Below are 13,652 nucleotides of genomic sequence, written 5' to 3'. Positions count from 1 at the left end.
TGGCCTATGACGACAGTTCCTGCTCGACGAGCCTAACCCAAAAGGAGACGCCTGTCGGAATGGCATCGTCGTTGAAGTCGTAAGCCGTATTGTGGTGCAAGGCTCCGTCGATTGCCGATCCGTTTCCAAGCCAGACATAGGCGCCGGGAACAGCCTCGGCAAAGAACGCGAAATCATCGCCTGCCGTGGACGGAGGAAAGTCCTTCAGCACCTTTGCTCCGCACACGGCTTGCGCGGCCTGAAAGGCTCGCTCCGTCATCGTTCTATCGTTCACGACGGGCGGGATGCGGCGGCGAAATTCGTATTCCACATCAATTCCGAACATATGAGCGACACCTCGGGCAAGACGCTCGATCTCCGTCTCGAGCTGAGCGCGCACGAAAGCCGAATAGGCACGCGCGGTTCCGCCGATATGAACACTATCAGGAATAACGTTCAGAGCCTTCGGATCTCCGGCCTGAACGGAGCAGGCGCTGACGACGGCAGGCTCTAGGGGATCGACAACCCTGCCGACGATCGTCTGCAGTGACGTGAGAAAATAGCCCGCCGCGGTAATCGGATCCTTTCCGAGATGAGGCTTTGCCCCATGAGTGCCGGTTCCTTTGAAATTAACGAACCAACTATCCGACGAGGCGAGCTGAGGTCCTGCAACGACGGCCATCTCGTCCGTCGCCAAACCGGGCATGTTATGGAGGCCGAAGACGGCATCACAGGGAAACAGGCTGAAGAGGCCATCTTCCACCATCTTTCTTGCGCCCCCACGTCCCTCCTCTGCCGGTTGGAAGATAAAGTGAACGGTTCCGGAGAATCGCTGTGTTCTTGCGAGATGCCGAGCAGCACCGAGCAGTAGCGTGGTGTGCCCGTCATGGCCGCATGCGTGCATCTTCCCAGGATGACGTGATCGATAAGGACGCTCCGCCGTTTCGGGCATGGCAAGGGCATCCATATCCGCCCTCAAGCCGATGGCGCGGGGGCCATTTCCGACCCGTAACGTCCCTACAACTCCGGTTTGACCAAGGCCGCGATGCACCTCGAGCCCGGCATCGGATAAAATCGACGCAACGATCTCGCTCGTGCGCGTCTCCTCGAAGCCCAACTCGGGATGAGCATGGAGGTCCCGTCGCAGATTCCGGAGGAATTCAAGTTCATCTCTGTCCAGATCGACGAGTGACATGGCGCGTTAACCTCTAGGATCCGTGTTCAGGATGTCTGCTCACTGGGCGCAAGCCGATAGAAACGTCGGCTCTGGCGAATGAATCATGGAGTCTTTATAGACGTTTTAGCACTGATGCGCCCGTAGAGAAATTGCATGCGCCCTCACGACTTCTGGCAAGAGACTCACGCTCCAGGGACATTCGACCAACACCCTCCCGGAGGACACCACGGCTTCTTTCCAGCGCAGTTCGATAACGGCCGGCAATTGCTGCTTCCGATCCGAGAGCTGGCCAATGGACAACATGCGCTTGCATCTCTGATCATCAATCAGGCCAGCTTCGAGGTTGAAGATGCATTATGCCGGGCCCTTGCCGAGAAGGCTTCGATCCATGAGGCGGATGTCGTGGTTGGGCTGCCAACCCTCGGCCTCACGCTTGCGCGAGGTGTAGCAAGGTACCTGGGGCATTCGCGCTATGTCCCTCTCGGAACATCCCGCAAGTTCTGGTATCGTGACGACTTGTCCGTACCCTTGGTGTCCATCACGAGTCCTGGGCACAAGAAGAGCCTTTATGTCGACCCTAGAATGCTGCCCCTTATCCAGAACCGACGTGTTCTCCTCGTCGACGATGTGATCAGCAGCGGCACGTCTATGGCCGCGGCGATCGAGCTTCTTGCGCGTTGCGGTGTTACGCCTGTGGCAATCGGCGCAGCTATGTTGCAGACGGAACGATGGCGCGAGAAACTTTCAACCTTCGGCCCTGACTGCCCGGAACGTGTGATCGGCGTCCTGAGAACCCCGCTTCTCAAACGCACGGCTGAAAACGGATGGCTACCTGAACACTGACGACAGGCAGCAAGAGCAGTAAGGCATGCGGATTTATGCTCCCTTGTCCCAATGAGCTCCAAATTCAAGTCAGCAAAAATCTTCAGCTGGTATTCATTAGAGAACAACTAGAATGAAACACTTTTTGTGAAGCTAAGCTTCAAGAAAAGGGAACTCAACTCGATCAAGTTACATATCAAGAGCAGCGTTAAACCTATTGGAAACGGAGTGCTGCTTCCGTTGAGGTGTTCTGGAGACGAACGATGATGAAGTCGGTTCTCCTTGCTGGCACCGCATGCTTGGCGGTTGCCTTTACCACTGTTAAAGAGGCCCAAGCCCAACCTCGCTTCAATGGTGGTTACTATCATGGTGGCTTTTACCGCGGTGGATGGGGCGGCTGGCGGGGTGGATACTACCCTGGATACTACCGGCGAGGTTGGAACAATGGTGGCGCCGTGGCGGCCGGCCTGATCGGTGGCGCCATTCTCGGCGGTCTTGTTACCGCAGCGGCCACTCCGGCCTATTCCTATCCGGCTTATGGGTATCCTTCCAGCACATACCCATATGGCAACGCTTACTATGCTCCAGGATATTCCTATCCGGCCTATGGCTCTTATCCCTATGCCTACACGTACCCGGCATATGGCTACAGCGCCCCGGCCGTGAGCTACTATCCGGGCTATTACAGACCTTATCGGGCCTATCGGGTACGCACGGTCTATCAGCCAAGGCCCGTTTACCGGGTCGCTCGGCCCTATGCATCCGTACGAACCGTAGGCTCAATTAGGTCAGTAAGGCCTGTCGCCGTCTATCACGGCGCCCGCGTCAGAGTTCGGTAGGTCTTCGCTATCGACGAGAAAATCCGTGTCTGAGAATACCCTGTTCATCGTCACAACAGGGCGTTCTCGACACGGCTTGCGATGCTGAGGAGTCGCCGGTCGCCTCCGCGACGGGCAACAAGCATCAGACCAACAGGCCTCGGGCGACCCGGGAGCGGCAATGAAATTGCCGTCAAATCGAACTGGTTGGCAGGAGTCGTATTGCGAAGGACAAGCGTATCAGTCTTGTTGTAGAGTTTCTCATCGGCCACCAGAGGCGCCATCAACGGTGCCGTAACGGCGGTCGTTGGCAGCGCCAGCACATCCCAAGATGCCAGGCGTTTATCCATCTTCTCCACCAGCTCAGCGCGCTTTCGCATCATTCGAATGTAGGAATGAGCGGGAACGCTGCGCCTCAGGGCGACCCACTTCCGAACGCGCGGGTCAATCGCCTCGTCATCGATCCAGTCCGCATGAATCTCCGCGGCTTCAACAGACGCGATGGACGCAAGGGACGTCGCCTCTCTCATTTCCTCCAGAAGGTCTTCGATATCGCACTCGGCAACGTGCGCGCCGCTGGCGGAGAGCGTCCGAAGACTGTTCTCGAAAGCGTCACCGACAAGCGCTTCCGTTTCAGCAAAGAGACGTCCCCGGGGAATACCGACCCGGGCACCTGACAGCGGAATGTCGGACAGCGGCGAAACCTCGTCACCGGCCATGACGGCATCAGCTGCCGCGCAACCGGCAACGTCTCGCGCGAGAGGTCCCAACGAGTCCAGGGAATAAGAAAGCGGGAATGCCCCTTCCAGGGGAATGCGCCGAGCGGTCGGCTTGAACCCGACGACACCGTTGAAGGCTGCCGGGATTCTGACGGATCCGCCCGTGTCGCTGCCGATGGAGATGTCGCTGGTTCCCTCCGCCACTGCGACCCCGGCGCCCGATGATGAGCCGCCTGGGACGCGATCAGGGTCGGTCGCATTTCCCGGCGTTCCGAAATGGGGATTGAGGCCGATCCCTGAAAATGCGAACTCGACCATATTGGTCTTGCCGAGAATGACAGCACCCGCGCAGCGCAGACGCCTCACGACGACGGCATCCTCGGTCGCAGCGGGGCGGCGGCTCAACACGACAGAGCCCGCAGTTGTGGGTTCACCGGCAACATTGAGGAGATCCTTGATGGACACGAGGGCTCCGTCGAGAGGGCCGAGAGAAATCCCACATCGCCGCCGGGCATCGGCAGCATCGGCCGCCGCGCGGGCCGCATCGGCATAAAGTCTCAGATAAACACGCTCTTCGTCCGCGCGCCGATCCAACCGCTCCAAGATTTCTTCCAGCCTGTCGCGCACGTTCCGCATTACGTCTGCCTGTTGTCCTGAGAGGGCTAGGCTTAAGAAAAAAGTGCCCAATCGCTCGCGCGCTGGGCACTTCTCTATACGCGCAACTCGGGCGACCTGTCATCCAGCGGGAGAAGGCGTCCCGGGCTTCAGTGGGGCCATTTCTTAAGGGCTTCCTCCCGACGATTGCGGCGGCGCTCCAGAGAGGTTGCGATCACTTCATTCGACTGCCGCGCCTTCTCCAGCTCTTCGACAAGCCGCCGCGCCACAATGGCTTCCTGACCAGAGTGAAGGTTGCAGGGATCCATATAGAAAAACCCATGCTCGACCTCGTGATCGCGGACGATCACCGGAATGGATCCGGACGCAAGGGCATCGGCGAGATCCCAGGCGGTGATATGCGCTTCCTGCGGCTCGACAAAGACCTTGAGACGATCCAGCGGGTTGTGGGTCGGGTCCGGTTCGATCAATGCCGTTATGCCCGGGCGCCCATTGAGCGTATCTTGCCAGAGCTTGAGATATCCGGTTTCCCGCTCGCGAATCCCCGCGTGATCCCGCTTTTCCCAGGCCTCCAAGGCCGCGATGGTGCCGACCATACCTTCCTTGCCGATCTTCATGCCGCGTCCGATGCCGGAATTCTGAAGATATGCGGCTCGAACGAGTTCGGTTTTCCCCGCGACGATGCCGCCTGTCGGCCCGCCGAGGAACTTATGGGAGGAATAAAGTGCGATATCGGCGCCCGTCGCCAGAAACCCTGTGAGATCATATTCCGATGCGGCGTCGACAATAACCGGCACCCCATGAGCGTGACAGATGGCGACGAATTCATCGAGCGGGATCAGGCCGTATTGAACCGTGTGATGCGATACGACGTAAACGGCGGCTGCCGTTCTTTCAGTGATCGCCCCTTTGAGCTGATAGGCATGAGCCGAGGTCGCCTGCCCTACCGGGACAACTCTTGCGCCGGAAAGCCGAATTCCCTGCTCGACCGGGGCACCGTAACTCACCATGTGCCCGGTTTGGATCAGCACCTCATTCTTGAGACCTGTCGTGTCCGGGAGGCGCTCCACGGCAGCAAGATCCGGCCCGGTCATGGCGCCGGCAACCGCCAGAGTGATGGCGGCAGAACAGGAAGCGGTCACAAAGCCGGCCTCGGTGTTACACAAACGAGCGATCACCTGGCTCGCTTTTTTCTGAAGATGATCGATCTCCACGAATTGCGGAAGGATTCCCGCAACGGCGGCGACCGCTTCCGGAACGACGATCGAGGCGCCAAGCGACGTCATGGTTCCGGATACATTGATGATGGGGCGAAGGCCAAGCTCGCGGCGGATGTCCTGCTGGTCCATTGGTCGTCCTTTTGGGATAAGAGGGATATCGCTATTCCATTATTCAGGAAGTTACTTTATTGTGAGATAAGAATGCCCTTGAGCAGGTCGGGAGACACGACTGTGGACGCAAAGACACCAACAGGCCTTGGATCCTCGCCCGGACCCAAGCAGACCAGGGGCGCCCGCGTCAGCGGCATCGACCGAGCTATTCAAATTCTTGACTATCTTCGTGACAACGAAAGCCCCGCCAGCGCCTATGCGGTTGCCAAGGCGATCGGTGCTCCGCTGTCCACGGTTTATGCGGTTATCGACGATCTCGTGGACAAGCATCTCCTGCAGCGCAGGAATGACGGCAGTCTTTGGCTCGGCCCACGCCTCTATCATTACGGCCTGGCTTACGCGCGCTCCCTCGATTTCCTGGATGTCGCCACTCACGAGATGCAGGAACTCTGCCGGGAAGTCGAGGAAACCATTCAGATCTGCGGCCGCGACGACGACCATATGGTGGTGATGGCAATGGCTGACGGTCCGGGACATTTCCGCGTGATCTCCCGCGTCGGCACGCGAGTTCCCCTGAACTGGACGGCTTCCGGACGTCTTCTTGCCGGCCATCTGCCGGATGCGGAGCGCCTTGCCCTCTTCCAACGTGCGGCGTGCGTTTCTCCGACCGGCCATGCGGAGATCAACGCGAAGGCTTTGTCCGACGCATCCGCGGCTGCGCTGAAGGAGCGGCTGTCGATCCAGATCAGTGAGTCCGATTTCTCGGTCGCCTGCGTCGCGTCTCCGATCTGCGACCCGAATGGTGCGTGCGTGGCGACCATGTCGATCGTGCTCCCGGAGCACAAGGTGATGCAGGCTCAGGCACGCTACGCAGATGCCGTACAGTCGGCTGCGGCGCGGGTTGAAACCATTTTGGGCTGGCGCTGACACCGCCCTCAATCCCTGATCGACACCACGGCTTCGATCTCGACGGTGATGTTGTTCGGCAGAGAGCCGAACCCTACGGCGGAGCGGGCATGGCGGCCGTCCTCGCCGAAGACCGCGATCATGAGGTCGGAGCATCCGTTGATCACCTTCGGATGCTCACCGAAATCGGCCGTTGCATTGACCATGCCGAGAAGCTTCACCACACGCTTGACGCGCCTGAGATCTCCCAAGGCATGATGCATCACGGCGATCAGATTGATGCCCGTCAAGCGGGCATGCTGATAAGCGGCGTCCACGCTCACATCCGCTCCGACCTTGCCGCTGTGCAGAAAGCCATTGGCTTCCTGAGGACCTTGGCCCGAGAGAAACAGTAGGTTTCCTTCCCGCACATAGGTGACGAAATTGGCAATGGGTGACGGTGCGTCGGGCAGAGCGATACCGAGGCGCTGTAGGCGGGTGTAGGGTGTTTCGTGGCCGATTTCTTGAGCTTGGCTCACAGTCTTTTTCCTTGAGAGAGAACGGCGGGATCATCACGGCGGATGCAGGCGGCGTAGTGTCCGGGCGCAACAGGATCGAGGGGCGGAATGACCTCGGCGCAGGCGTCGATTGCGAAGGGACAGCGCGTGCGAAAGACGCACCCCGTGGGCGGGTTCATCGGGCTGGGAATGTCCCCTTGTAAAATCACTCGCTGCCGATGGGCTTTGGGATTTGGCACGGGAGCGGCTGACAGCAGGGCCTGCGTGTATGGATGACGCGGCATCGCATAGACCGTGCGGCTTGGACCGCGTTCCATCACGCGTCCCAGATACATGACCACGACCTCGTCGCAGAGATACTCGACCACGGACAGATCATGGGCGATGAACAGCATCGTGAGTCCGAAGCTCTGCTGCAGGTCCTGAATGAGGTTCAGAACCTGAGCCTGAACGGATACGTCCAGTGCCGAGACAGGCTCGTCGGCGACGATGAACTCAGGCTCGACCGCCAGGGCGCGGGCGATCCCGATTCGCTGACGTTGGCCGCCCGAGAACTCGTGGGGGTAGCGCCTGCCGTGTTCCGGATCGAGGCCCACGCGCGCTAAAAGCTCTGAAATGCGCTCACGTCTCGCTGACCCGCGCGCAAGCCGATGGGTATCGATCGCTTCCCCGATAATCTCCTCCACGCGCATCCTCGGGTTCAGGCTCGAATAAGGGTCCTGAAAGACGATCTGCATGCGGCGCCGGTATGAACGCATTTCCCTGTCCGACAGGGATACGAGATCCTTGCCGTCGAAGATCAGCCGCCCGCCACTGGGCTCGATCAGGCGAAGCGTGCATCGGCCGACTGTCGTCTTGCCGGATCCGGACTCGCCGACGAGACCCACGATCGTTCCGCGCTTCACGTCGAAAGTCACTCCGTCCACGGCCTTCACCGAGCCGGATTTCGTCGGAAAATGCTTGCTGAGATTCTCGACGCGAAGAAGAATGTCGGAGTCCGTCATAGTTCGTCGTGCCTCCAGCAACGGCTGAGGTGATGCGGCTCGGCAACGAGCAACGGCGGGTCCTCCTCACAGCGAGGAATCCGCAACGGACAACGCGGCGCGAAACTGCAGCCTTTCGGCAGCGCCATGACGCTGGGCACATTGCCGGGAATGGGATTTAAGCGAAGCCGTTCGCCGGAAGGGGTCCGATCGCGAGATGCATCTGGAATACAAGCGAGCAGTCCCCGCGCGTAGGGGTGCTTCTGACGCTCGAACAGGCGCTGCGACGATGCCTGCTCGACGACCCGGCCCGCGTACATCACGACAACCTCGTGAGCGATATCGGCAACCACGCCGAGATTATGCGTGATGAACAGGATGCTCATGCCGATCTCCGCCTGCAGGCGGCGAAGAAGATCGAGAATTTGCGCCTGTATGGTGACGTCGAGAGCCGTCGTCGGCTCGTCCGCAATGAGCAGTTTCGGATTGCAGGACAGCGCCAGTGCAATCATCGCCCTTTGGCGCATCCCCCCCGACATCTGGTGCGGATACTCGTCGAGACGCCTTTCGGCAGCCGGAATCTCGACGAGTTCCAACATCCGGCGCGCCCGCTTGCGGGCCTCTTGCTTCGGAAGGGGCTCGTGGAGCCTGATCATCTCCACGATCTGGTCCCCCACCGTGTAGAGCGGATTGAGACTCGTCATCGGCTCCTGGAAGATCATGGCGATCTCCCGTCCGCGAATTCGTCGCATCTCCTTTTGAGATACGGCCGCCACATCGAGAACCCGCCCGTCGCCCGCACGGTACAGGATTTGCCCGCCGACGATGCGCCCCGGCGGCGACAGAAGCCGCATGATCGACAGGCTCGTGACCGACTTGCCGGACCCCGACTCGCCGACGACGGCGACGGTTTCGCCGCGTTTCACGTCAAAGCTGACGTCGTCGACCGACTTCGCCACACGACTTCCAAGTTCGAAGTGCGTACGCAGGCGGTCAACTCTCAGGACGATATCGGCCGGCAGTGAGTTCATTGCGCCCCAACCCATCCGCAATGGGGACAGCCGGAGCCCTTGAGCGAGTATTTGCTCTTCGGCTCATAGCGGCTGGCCTTGGTTGCCTGCGCTCCCACGATGGCCCAGCGCGGTGTGATCATTCGGTCGATATGCGCCTCGTCACCCATCGAATCCTGTATTCTCAGATCGCTGTCCTCGATGTCGAAGACCGTCAGCTCGGCTCTTGTGCCGGGAGAGAGAAGATCCTTGGTCGGAAGCCCGATGACCGACATCGGAGCCAGGGTCGAGGCTTCGATCACGGACTCGAACGGCATGCCGACCGCCAGAAGCTTCGACATGGTCGTTCCCATATCCCAAACCGGATTGTCGAGGGAACGGTTGTGCAGATCGGTCGAAATCGAGAACGGCAGAAGTCCACGCTCGATGGCCGCCTGGGCGACCCGGAAGGAGAACGAAGCGCCCCCATGGCCGACATCGAGACGGATCCCTTCACCGGCACAACGCTCGGCGAGCTGGAACAGGTCCTCGTCCTCCATGATGCTCCCACCGGCCTTGCCGTTGAAGCAATGTGTGATGACGTCGCCCGGGCCGAGCACCTCGAGCACTTCATCGTAGAGCGGAGGAGGCTCGCCGACATGAACCATCAGCGGCAGCTTCAGGATCTTGGCCAGCTTCTTGGCGATCTTGACCGGGGTAATGCCCCACGATCCCAGGATCACATGGCTTGCCCGGCATTTGATGCCGACAATCACGTCACGGTTCGCCTCGACACAGGCAATCGTCCGGTCGAGATCGATCGATCGGATGTCGATCAGCTCGCTGACTCTGTTGCAGGCCACGAGCCCGATCGAGCCGATGTTCAGGAACGCTTTGATGCGTTCCCGTGCAGGCTCGATGATGAACTCGCGAAAGCCGTGAAAATTGGCCTCGCCTGCGGAACCGGCATCGACGATGGTCGTGACGCCACGCTCCAGTCCGCAAAGTTCCGGACGGATCGAAATGTCCGTGCCGCCATGCCAGACATGAACATGAAGATCGACCCAGCCGGGTGAGACATAGGCCCCTCCGGCATCGATGCGGCGGTACCCGTCATGAGCCTGAATATCAGACCCGACGGTCTGAATTGTTCCGTCTCTTCCGATCAGGATATCCACGGGACCTTGCGGCGTTCCCGGCCCGAAGCCTACCGGCTTGGCCCGTGTCAGCAGCAAGCCGCCCGAGAGTTCTGCAGCAGCGGTCATTGACTCAAAGATCCTTTCTGAAGCGTGGGTCGAGCATGTCCCTCAAGCCATCGCCGACCATCTGCAGCGACAGAACGGAGAGAATGATGGCGATCCCGGGGAACAAGGTCATCCAGTCGGCGCGGCCGACATATTGCCGACCCGCCGCGATCATCGTTCCCCACGTCGGCACCTCCGGGCTGACCCCCAGGCCGAGGAACGACAACCCAGCCTCGGCCAGCATCGCATAGGCGAAGATGAAGGTCGCCTGGACAAGGATCGGCGAGACCAGATTGCGCAGCACATGCCGCGTCATGATCCGCCAGGTCGATACGCCGAGCGCACGCGCGGCCTCCACGTAGGGAAGTTCACGGATTACGAGCGTCGAGGCGCGAACGATGCGGGCAAGACGAGGTGTATAGACGATTCCAAGCGCCACGATGACGGTTGCCAGGGACGGCCCCAGGGCAGCCACAAGAGCGATTGCCAGCAGGATATCGGGAAACGCCATCATGGCGTCGATGAACCGCGCCACGGGTGTATCGAGCTTCCGGAAGAATCCGGCCACGAGGCCCAAGGCAATTCCAAAGATCGACGCGAAACACACAACGGATACGCCGACCAGCAAGGAGAGCTGGCCCGCATAGATGGTCCTGCTGAAGATATCCCGGCCGAACTCGTCGGTTCCGAACCAGAATGTGCCGCTCGGCGGCTTCAACCGGTTGGCGATGGACAGCTTGTTGGGCGCATAAGGGGCAGTCACCGGCGCAAGAATGGCCAATCCCGCGATGAGCGCCAGCACGGCCAGCCCGATGAGAACTGTCCGGCGGCGAAGCAGCAGGGAGATGAAACGCACTTGTTCCGGATTGGACGCAACGGCAACCATCAGTAGCGCACCCTCGGGTCGACCGCGAGATAGAGCATGTCGATCAGGAAATTGATGAGAACGTAAAGCGCCGCGATGATCAGAAGCGCGCCCTGAATGATCGGATAGTCCCGCCTCAGAACCGCCGAAACCACAAGGCTCCCGACCCCGGGAAGTCCAAAAACGGTCTCCGTCACGACAGCTCCCGACACCAGGAGAGCGGCGGTCAATCCGATGACCGTCAGAACAGGAATGAGAGCATTCTTGAACGCATGCTTCATGACGACACGGAACTCACCCATGCCTTTCGAGCGTGCTGTCCGCACATAATCGTCGTTGAGGACATCCAGCATGCTGGCGCGCGTGAAGCGCAGGATCAGTGCCGACGACACGATGCCGAGCGCGAAGGCAGGAAGAACCAGATGGACCAGGCGGGTTCCGAAACTGGCGCCCGGTCCTCCATAACCGGAGACCGGAAAGAAGCCGAAGCGCACGGCGAAAAACTGGATCAGAAGCAGACCGAGCCAGAAGCTCGGCACGGAGGCCGCCAGCATGGCCAGGGTGGTCGCGGTCTGATCGAACAAGGAGCCGCGCTTGTAGGCCGAGATGACGCCGATCGGAATGGCGATGAGAGCAGCGATCAGAATCGAGAACAGGGTCAGAAAGAATGTCGGTTCGGCGCGATCCGCAAGGGCCGACAGAACGGGCTGATTGAGGAAGATGGACTCACCGAGATCGCCGCGAACAAGCTGAGCCAGGAAAATCACGTACTGGATAAGAAGCGGCCGATCGAGTCCAAGGCGTCCGCGCAAAGCGGCAATATCCTGCGGCGTGGCATCGGGGCCGAGCATGACGGCGGCCGGATCGCCCGGTGCGATCCGCACGATCACGAAGACGATCGTCACCACGACGAACATCACCGCAAGCATGCCGAGCAGACGTTGAATAACGTAGCGACCCATGGTGTTTCTTTTTCAGCCTCGGGTTCGGGAGACGCGGCATCCGCGTCTCCCGTGAGTGCAAGACAAGCTCTACTTCTTGACGGATACGTTCCAGAAGTAAGGCCATGGGGCCGGGACAACGCCTTCGAGCTTCGGAGCCTGAGCCGCGAGAGCGTTGAAGTCGCCGATCTTGATGCTGGGCGTTTCGTCGTACATGACTTTCTGGACATTGGCCCACAGGGCAACCCGCTTCTGCGGATCGCTTTCGGTATTGAACGCATCAACCGCCTGTGTGCGCGCCGGAGATGTCCACCAGCCGGGCGAGCTCTCGGAAAGCTGACCGATGAGGGCGGGCTCGGGCAGGAAGGGGCTGTGGGTGATATAGATGTCCCAGACGGCCGGATCTGCACGGCGCTGCGTGAGCGTTGCCCAATCCACCACCTGCATGTCGACCTTGAAGCCAGCCTGCTTCAGATACTCGGCGGCCACCTGCGCCATCTTGTAATGGAACTCGTACTGGCGGCTCGTCAGGATTCGCACCGGCGAACCGTCGTAGTTGGCTTTTTTGAGAAGAGCCTTCGCCTTTTCCGGATCGGCGACATTGTACTTGCCCTCCGTCCCTGCATTCGTGTGCCACACATAACCTTCCGGATACATGGCTGCATCGAGGGCATAGAAGTCCGTCGATCCGAAAGCCGCGGCAAGCATGTCCTCCATGCTCAGAGCCAGACGCACGGCCATCCGGCTATCCGTATTGGCCATCACGCCCTGCTTCGTGTTCATCACGAAGACCGGCCAACCGAAGGGCTTCAGAACAACCGGCTTCGTCGTCTGCTGCCCCTTGAGCCGGTCATACGCCTCAACCGGCAGGGCATCCACATAGTCGAACTGGCCGGAAATGGCGCCCTCGATGCGCGTGTTGGGATCGGGCACCGGAACGAAGCGGATTTCGTCGAGAATGGGTTTACGCGCGCCGCCATAACCGTCGGCTTCCCCTTGGCGAGGCTTGTAGCCGGAATAGCGCACGAGCTGGATATACTGGTCGGCCTTGCGGTCCTTGAGCATATAGGGGCCGGTTCCGACAGGCTCCTTTAGCGGATTCTCCATCTTCTTCGCCGGCATGATGACGGCCGCGGAATTGTTGAAGGCTAGAAGCGCCAGGAGAGGTGCATAGGGAGCCTTGAGGGTGATCCGCACCGTCGCAGGATCCGCAACCTCGACCTTTTCGATATTCGCGGCCGTCTGCTTGCCGCGGGACGCAAGCTCCATCCACCGCTTCAGAGAGGCCACGACATCCTCGGCTGCCATGGGAGATCCGTCGTGGAAGGTCACGTCGCGCCGGAGCTTGATCGTGTAGACCTTTCCGGCCTCGGTGATCTCCGGCATCGCCTCGGCAAGGAGTGGGGTCACCTTCCAGTTTTTATCGAAGGTGAAGAGAGTCTCATAAAAGTGCTGGGTGACGATGCCGACGAGATCCGCCGTTGAGACCATGGGGTCCATGGTCGGCGGTTCACCGACGGTGGCCACGTTGATGACGCCGCCGGACGATTGAGCAGCAACAGGGCTTATTCCAAGAGCCAGGAGTCCTGGCAGCAGAACACGACTGATCAGTTTCACGACTTCCCCTCCTTATTCCATATTTATGAAATATGGATCTTAATTATGTCATAGTGCGGCAGAACGAAGGGAGCGTCAATCCGGACAGGTTCCGAAATTTTGCCGGTTCTTTAGGAGTATGGAGGGTTAGGTCCGCCTGGCGACCGTCA

Annotated in this window: 13 protein-coding genes; 3 read left to right on the top strand and 10 right to left on the bottom strand. The window is 59.9% G+C overall.

Annotated features, from left to right (window positions below):
* Positions 1 to 4 precede the first annotated feature (4 nt).
* The gene (locus LJD17_RS03895) at positions 5 to 1,174 is read right to left on the bottom strand and encodes a M20 aminoacylase family protein (RefSeq protein ID WP_227382815.1); all 1,170 of its coding nucleotides are present in this window, start codon (positions 1,172 to 1,174) and stop codon (positions 5 to 7) included.
* A gap of 135 nt (positions 1,175 to 1,309) precedes the next feature.
* Here LJD17_RS03895 and LJD17_RS03890 point away from each other — a divergent pair, with 135 nt between their 5' ends.
* The gene (locus LJD17_RS03890) at positions 1,310 to 1,999 is read left to right on the top strand and encodes a phosphoribosyltransferase (protein ID WP_227382814.1); all 690 of its coding nucleotides are present in this window, start codon (positions 1,310 to 1,312) and stop codon (positions 1,997 to 1,999) included.
* A gap of 242 nt (positions 2,000 to 2,241) precedes the next feature.
* Complete coding sequence (locus LJD17_RS03885; protein WP_227382813.1) at positions 2,242 to 2,817, top strand: hypothetical protein; 576 nt, start codon at positions 2,242 to 2,244, stop codon at positions 2,815 to 2,817.
* Between the two features lie 50 nt (positions 2,818 to 2,867).
* Here the strand turns inward: LJD17_RS03885 and LJD17_RS03880 are convergent, their stop codons facing one another.
* Together LJD17_RS03880 and LJD17_RS03875 are read right to left on the bottom strand one after the other, a co-directional pair.
* A complete protein-coding gene (locus tag LJD17_RS03880; RefSeq protein ID WP_227382812.1) occupies positions 2,868 to 4,151 on the bottom strand; it encodes an amidase in 1,284 nt (427 codons plus the stop codon).
* 128 nt (positions 4,152 to 4,279) lie between these two features.
* Positions 4,280 to 5,479: an aminotransferase class V-fold PLP-dependent enzyme gene (locus LJD17_RS03875; RefSeq protein ID WP_227382811.1), complete on the bottom strand. Its 1,200-nt coding sequence runs from the start codon at positions 5,477 to 5,479 to the stop codon at positions 4,280 to 4,282.
* 102 nt (positions 5,480 to 5,581) lie between these two features.
* Between LJD17_RS03875 and LJD17_RS03870 the strand changes: the two genes are divergently transcribed.
* Positions 5,582 to 6,388, top strand: coding sequence for an IclR family transcriptional regulator (locus tag LJD17_RS03870; protein WP_227382810.1), 807 nt, complete (start codon positions 5,582 to 5,584; stop codon positions 6,386 to 6,388).
* A gap of 8 nt (positions 6,389 to 6,396) precedes the next feature.
* On the opposite strand, the gene LJD17_RS03865 is transcribed toward LJD17_RS03870, so the two are convergent.
* From LJD17_RS03865 to LJD17_RS03835, 7 genes are all read right to left on the bottom strand, one after another.
* Positions 6,397 to 6,885: a RidA family protein gene (locus tag LJD17_RS03865; RefSeq protein WP_227382809.1), complete on the bottom strand. Its 489-nt coding sequence runs from the start codon at positions 6,883 to 6,885 to the stop codon at positions 6,397 to 6,399.
* Positions 6,882 to 7,868 carry an ABC transporter ATP-binding protein gene (locus tag LJD17_RS03860; RefSeq protein WP_227382808.1) on the bottom strand — a complete coding sequence of 329 codons (987 nt, stop codon included), beginning with the start codon at positions 7,866 to 7,868 and terminating at the stop codon, positions 6,882 to 6,884. The genes LJD17_RS03865 and LJD17_RS03860 overlap by 4 nt, the downstream gene beginning before the upstream one ends.
* Positions 7,865 to 8,878, bottom strand: a complete 1,014-nt coding sequence (locus LJD17_RS03855) for an ABC transporter ATP-binding protein (protein WP_227382807.1) — start codon at positions 8,876 to 8,878, stop codon at positions 7,865 to 7,867. The genes LJD17_RS03860 and LJD17_RS03855 overlap by 4 nt, the downstream gene beginning before the upstream one ends.
* The gene (locus LJD17_RS03850; RefSeq protein WP_227382806.1) at positions 8,875 to 10,101 is read right to left on the bottom strand and encodes an amidohydrolase/deacetylase family metallohydrolase; all 1,227 of its coding nucleotides are present in this window, start codon (positions 10,099 to 10,101) and stop codon (positions 8,875 to 8,877) included. The genes LJD17_RS03855 and LJD17_RS03850 overlap by 4 nt, the downstream gene beginning before the upstream one ends.
* Positions 10,102 to 10,105: 4 nt before the next feature.
* Positions 10,106 to 10,966 carry an ABC transporter permease gene (locus LJD17_RS03845; RefSeq protein ID WP_227382805.1) on the bottom strand — a complete coding sequence of 287 codons (861 nt, stop codon included), beginning with the start codon at positions 10,964 to 10,966 and terminating at the stop codon, positions 10,106 to 10,108.
* Positions 10,966 to 11,907 carry an ABC transporter permease gene (locus LJD17_RS03840; protein WP_227382804.1) on the bottom strand — a complete coding sequence of 314 codons (942 nt, stop codon included), beginning with the start codon at positions 11,905 to 11,907 and terminating at the stop codon, positions 10,966 to 10,968. Before LJD17_RS03840 ends, LJD17_RS03845 begins: the two co-directional genes overlap by 1 nt.
* 69 nt (positions 11,908 to 11,976) lie before the next feature.
* Positions 11,977 to 13,497, bottom strand: coding sequence for an ABC transporter substrate-binding protein (locus LJD17_RS03835; RefSeq protein WP_406600756.1), 1,521 nt, complete (start codon positions 13,495 to 13,497; stop codon positions 11,977 to 11,979).
* Between the last annotated feature and the right edge of the window lie 155 nt (positions 13,498 to 13,652).

Source organism: Microvirga rosea (assembly GCF_020595095.1).
Classification (GTDB): Bacteria; Pseudomonadota; Alphaproteobacteria; order Rhizobiales; family Beijerinckiaceae; genus Microvirga; species Microvirga rosea.
Note: the sequence above shows the minus strand (reverse complement) of the source record. Positions and strands in the feature narration are given on the sequence as shown.

Coding starts and splice junctions, on each gene's coding strand:
- LJD17_RS03895 (WP_227382815.1), bottom strand. CDS start 1,174: ATGTCACTCGTCGATCTGGACAGAGATGAACTTGAATTCCTCCGGAAT.
- LJD17_RS03890 (WP_227382814.1), top strand. CDS start 1,310: ATGCGCCCTCACGACTTCTGGCAAGAGACTCACGCTCCAGGGACATTC.
- LJD17_RS03885 (WP_227382813.1), top strand. CDS start 2,242: ATGATGAAGTCGGTTCTCCTTGCTGGCACCGCATGCTTGGCGGTTGCC.
- LJD17_RS03880 (WP_227382812.1), bottom strand. CDS start 4,151: ATGCGGAACGTGCGCGACAGGCTGGAAGAAATCTTGGAGCGGTTGGAT.
- LJD17_RS03875 (WP_227382811.1), bottom strand. CDS start 5,479: ATGGACCAGCAGGACATCCGCCGCGAGCTTGGCCTTCGCCCCATCATC.
- LJD17_RS03860 (WP_227382808.1), bottom strand. CDS start 7,868: ATGACGGACTCCGACATTCTTCTTCGCGTCGAGAATCTCAGCAAGCAT.
- LJD17_RS03855 (WP_227382807.1), bottom strand. CDS start 8,878: ATGAACTCACTGCCGGCCGATATCGTCCTGAGAGTTGACCGCCTGCGT.
- LJD17_RS03850 (WP_227382806.1), bottom strand. CDS start 10,101: ATGACCGCTGCTGCAGAACTCTCGGGCGGCTTGCTGCTGACACGGGCC.
- LJD17_RS03845 (WP_227382805.1), bottom strand. CDS start 10,966: ATGGTTGCCGTTGCGTCCAATCCGGAACAAGTGCGTTTCATCTCCCTG.
- LJD17_RS03840 (WP_227382804.1), bottom strand. CDS start 11,907: ATGGGTCGCTACGTTATTCAACGTCTGCTCGGCATGCTTGCGGTGATG.